This window comes from Nostoc sp. CHAB 5836, from assembly GCF_020829445.1.
Classification (GTDB): Bacteria; Cyanobacteriota; Cyanobacteriia; order Cyanobacteriales; family Nostocaceae; genus Nostoc.
In genome coordinates this window covers 1-4,815 of record NZ_JAIVFV010000289.1, presented here as the reverse complement: position 1 = coordinate 4,815, position 4,815 = coordinate 1, and the positions used below count along the sequence as shown (strand labels likewise).

Genomic DNA, 4,815 nt, shown 5'->3' with positions numbered 1-4,815 from the left:
AAGCAGACTTATTCCGGGAATAACGAATGAGATTTTTCAAACCGTGCTGAGAAAGGTATACAGAAAAGGGTACGTTAGAGAAACTCTCAAAAGTGCCATTAAAAATGGCAATCTGTTTGTCACCGATTATGCATTACTTGATAGTGATACCGTTACTCCGAAACAGAATAAATTTCTCACTGCCCCAATCGCCCTCTATTATGCCGATCGCAATGGCAGAGATTCGTGCTTAATCCCTATTGCCATCCAATTAGGACAAATTCCCGGAATAAGTCTGCTTTGCACACCGATGGATGGAGTGGACTGGACTTTGGCGAAACTGATCGCTCAGATGGCTGATTTTTATGTCCATGAGTTAGTACGTCACTTGGGGCAGACCCATCTTGTTTTAGAACCAATTGCACTAGCTACTGTTCGTGAACTAGCAGTTCGCCATCCCGTGAATGTGCTACTAAAACCCCATTTTGAGTTCACAATGGCAATCAATGCCGTTGCGGATCAGGTACTGATCAATCCTGGAGGATTGGTAGATATCATTTTAGGAGGCACTCTTGAAAGCTCACGCAACCTTGCAAATCAAGGTGTTAGGGAAGTTTTTAACAACTTCAGCAACTTTGCTCTTGGAACTAATTTACGCCAGCGCGGTGTCGATGACCGTTCTGTACTGGGGGATTTTCCCTATCGTGATGATGGGTTGCTAGTCTGGAAAGCCTTAGAAGAATATGTTAGTCAATATGTGGGAATTTACTACAAATCCAACCGGGATATTCGTGAGGATTTTGAACTGCAAAATTGGATACAAGCTTTACAAAGACCCATTAGTGAGCAAGGTTTTGGTGTAGCCTCTCTACCGCCCCGTCTGACTAACCGTGACCAGTTGATTGATTTACTGACACAAATTATTTTTACTGCTGGCCCACAACACTCAGCTATTGCCTGGATTCAATACCAATACATGGCTTTTATTCCTAATATGCCAGGAGCTATCTACCAGGCTATTCCAACTGTCAAAGGAATCATCCGGGACGAGAATAGCCTTACTAGTTTCCTACCTGGCGTTGAGGCAACATTCGCCCAGGTTAAGCTCATGGCAGTGATTGGCACTAAGCAAGATCCCAAGGCATTTACAGATTTCGGTGTGAATAGTTTTCAAGACTTTCGAGCTATTGGTGTTCTAAGAGGCTTGCAAGACCGTCTCAAAGGTTTAGAAAAACTCATTGAACAACGCAATCAACGCCGAAAGGAATGTTATCTCGGTTTTCTACCTTCCCGGATGGCTAACAGTACAAGTGGATAAGCTTCTTGTGGGCTATCAAAATAACCTTGGGGGGAGCTTGAGGGGAGAGAAAATACCCAGAGATATTTTTGTGCGATCGCAATCGGAGTCAGTTTTTCCGAGATACTAACATTCAGGTAATTCTTAATAACGTGCCGATGCACGACAGCCAGTGCTTTAAACTCCACCATCTTCTCGTCAGTTCCCCGCAACTGAACGTCTGGGGGCGGAATAACCATAACTCTTTGACAATCCAAAATGGTATTACTTTTGGATCTGTATGATCTGAGGAACGTTTTTTTGATACTCTTTAGATTTGATCCTGTAGCTAATTTGATTTTCGATTAATTGGTTATTTATATATTCTCTGACTATGGGAGACAGAGAGAAAAGGGCAGCATTTTTATGAACCAGCGATCGCTCTTGCAGAACTGACAAAGCCTCTAGTAATTGTTGTGGTGAGACTAAAGTGGATACTTGCGATCGCAATTCTGAAAATGAAAGTGGCTGATAATTAATTGTCAGCCAGTGTGTAATCTGCTTTTCCACATCTGATAAACGGTTAAGGTGCTGTTTTACCAAATGTTGAATCTCACCAAAAACTACTACATCCTGCTTGAGAAATTCACCAATTCTGCCATCAAATAACTCTTGAATTGTAGTGGAGACAATATTTAATACCAATGGATTCGCTTCATAACGTTCAATAAGCTTATTCCACTCGAAGTGGGAACCGCAAAAGTGACCCTTGGCATTAAATATTTCCTGTATTTCTTGTACTTGTAACCCTTGCAGTTGCAATACACGAACGGGTAATTTTTTCCCTTCCATTCGCCTAATTTTATTTGGTTTCTCCCTACTGGTTAGCACCAAGCAACTTTGATGTAATGTTTCTCCCACTTGTCTGAAAAACTGGCTATAACTTTCATGCTCTGGACAAAAGTAACTATGATCATCGTTGTACAAAGCATCTTTTAAAATTGTCTCTGCATTATCTAAGATCAACAAACAACGATATTTCTTAAAATAATTAATCAACTGAGAAATTCTACCTTCTACAGTTTCCGGTAAATGAGTTGATGGATCAGTTGATAAAACTTGGAGCAGATGGCCTAGCATATCTTTGAGTGATGGCCCATTGCGGAGAGTTCGCCAAATCACAAACTCAAAGTGTTCTTGAATTTGAGTAGCCAGCTTCATGGATAGCCAAGTTTTACCGATTCCACCCATACCTAACAGCGTCACTAACCGACAGCGATCGCCTATTATCCATTGTTCCAGGGTCGCCAATTCTGCTCTGCGTCCATAAAAAATAGATACGTCTGGTGCATCATCCCAATCAATGCAATTTGGCATTGACAATTCTGGATTTTCCATAGAATTCCCAGTGGGAGGTAATTGATAATCAGTTGCTTCGAGTCGCAAGTTAAAAGCCTTAAAACAGCAATTGAGGGTTTGCTTATCCACTCCAACTTGGCAACGAAATACTTTCATCAGCGTATCTGGATCTAAGCCAGTACGTAACCTTAGTTGCTCCAAAGTGTAACGTTGGTCTGAGTTTTCCCAACTTTCTGCTTGACATTTAGCTGTGTGTAGTTTCTGAAATCCTTCAGTGGTCAGAATTACACCACGTTTGCGTCTGGGGTTTTGTCGATTCATCACAAGCTTATTGTATTTATGAATACATCTATGACTACCGAAACTAACTCTCTGTGATATCTTACCAAACTGATAAATAAAGTAAATAAATATACACAAAAAATTATCGTCAGCCAAAATTTTGGTTACTTTGTACAAATATAAAAATTTATCCGATGTTAAGCGAATTTAACCATCTTACTCATAAACTTTTTAGAAGTGCAAAGCTTTGCTAGTAAGGAGTTTTGGGCATTTATAGCCATAAAATATTAACTTCGTTCTTAAGTTCCTAAACTTCGGTTGTCGATATTGGGTTGGATAGCCAAACTGTATTAAGTTCCAACAAATACCGATTGACCCATTGTTTCTGAATCATGCTTAAGCAGTGAAATTGCGGCTTGCAGAAGTTTGATAAGTCACAATTTGCTTGGTTCTGTCCTTTTTACTTGAGGTATGTGAATATGTCTGTCATCAAGAAAATTACTGCTGGTTTTATACAGCCTCTTGTTTGTGCTTTCTTAGTAGTTTCTCTGGTATTTGGTTTTGCTAGCAACGCTTTTGCTCAATCCATTCCTTTAGTCAGCCTCAAAACAGGAGACACCATTACCCTCCGATCAGATACTGGTAAGTACCTGAGTCGCATCAATCGTGGCAACGTAAATCCGGCTGAAGCTGCAAAGGATACCATTGATCCTTACTCTAAATTTAAAGTGACAGTTTTTGATGGCAATAAAGTTGCTTTACAAGCAGACACAGGCAAGTATCTGAGTCGCATTAATTACACATCAAATAACAGAAATCCCATTGAAGCTGCGAAGGATGCTGTTGATCCATTTTCTCAATTTAACGTCAAAGTTTTAAACGGCGGTAAAATCGCTTTACAGTCAGATACTGGTAAATTCCTGAGTCGGATTAATTACGGCGGCACAGGTGGTCAAAATCCCATTGAAGCTGCAAAAAATGAGATTGATCCATATTCTCAATTTCAGATCGACATCCTACCCTAGTATTTCTTCAAATGTAGGTGGTTATAGCAAGCAAGTTGGTAGTCAGGGCTAAAGTCCTTATATTCTAGGCACTAAAGCCCAGGGCTATTTCATTCTCATCTAGCCCGCCTCAAAATTCATTCTGAGGCGGGCTAGCAGACAGTTGGCATTTGAATATCGCTCGTCGGTTAAAAATTAATATCAATTAGCTTCATAAGTGGCACAATTACAGCCAAATATACTTTAATTAGGATTCATGATTTAAGTATGTAGTTATACTGCTACCGCTTATGTCATCGCCCCTTGAGCGGATATATATATTGCTGTAATGCTTTAATAGCAAAGCTTACAAATATTTAAAATTAATCTTCACCTAAATCTGCCCTAAATCAACCGAATAATTTGAAGTGCGATCGCACTTCAAATTTCTGGGCTTCCACTAGCAGGTGCAAAGCTCTTTCGTCGAGGTACACTTGCCTCTGTTATTCGCGGTCTTTGGCAGAATATGTTGGGTACTGCGTCCAATTCCTCCTCCTCTACAGGTTCGATTCATGCCAAGCTGCGATCGCTGATTGCTGATACTGTGGGTTTCACAACCGATGCCCTCTCGACGACAGGCACGTTGATGGCGCGGCTACGTGCCCTGTCTGAAGGGCTTGGTATTACATTAGCCTTTGTAATTTCTATGTATTTTTTCAATATTAATGCTCAAAGCTCAAGTTAATCTTGAGCTTTGCTCTCAGTGACTTCTGGGATGCCTAAAGACACCTTATAAGTCATCATGAAAAGACGCTGTTAACGTCAGATTAATTTTAACTTTTAATATGGCGGCATTGGTGACAAGTTAAGGTCATCAAAATTTGAGGTCGGAAATACAAATTTTTAGCCAGCGATGCCTACCGTGGTCTACGCCTA

5 protein-coding genes are annotated in these 4,815 nt (G+C 40.5%); 3 read left to right on the top strand and 2 right to left on the bottom strand.

Going from position 1 to position 4,815, the window contains the following annotated elements; all coding sequences use genetic code 11:
• On the top strand, nt 1–1,297 hold a 1,297-nt coding region (locus LC605_RS30960), incomplete at its 5' end, for a lipoxygenase family protein (protein WP_229551238.1).
• On the opposite strand, the gene LC605_RS30955 is transcribed toward LC605_RS30960, so the two are convergent.
• Together LC605_RS30955 and LC605_RS30950 are read right to left on the bottom strand one after the other, a co-directional pair.
• A complete protein-coding gene (locus LC605_RS30955) occupies nt 1,249–1,515 on the bottom strand; it encodes a hypothetical protein (protein WP_229551237.1) in 267 nt (88 codons plus the stop codon). The two genes, LC605_RS30960 and LC605_RS30955, sit on opposite strands and share 49 nt — an antisense overlap.
• A gap of 25 nt (nt 1,516–1,540) precedes the next feature.
• On the bottom strand, nt 1,541–2,935 hold the full coding sequence (locus LC605_RS30950) for an AAA family ATPase (protein WP_229551236.1): 1,395 nt from the start codon (nt 2,933–2,935) through the stop codon (nt 1,541–1,543).
• Nucleotides 2,936–3,375: 440 nt separating this feature from the next.
• Here LC605_RS30950 and LC605_RS30945 point away from each other — a divergent pair, with 440 nt between their 5' ends.
• Nucleotides 3,376–3,921 carry a hypothetical protein gene (locus LC605_RS30945; protein WP_229551235.1) on the top strand — a complete coding sequence of 182 codons (546 nt, stop codon included), beginning with the start codon at nt 3,376–3,378 and terminating at the stop codon, nt 3,919–3,921.
• A gap of 484 nt (nt 3,922–4,405) precedes the next feature.
• Nucleotides 4,406–4,624 carry a hypothetical protein gene (locus LC605_RS30940; RefSeq protein ID WP_229551234.1) on the top strand — a complete coding sequence of 73 codons (219 nt, stop codon included), beginning with the start codon at nt 4,406–4,408 and terminating at the stop codon, nt 4,622–4,624.
• Nucleotides 4,625–4,815 lie beyond the last annotated feature (191 nt).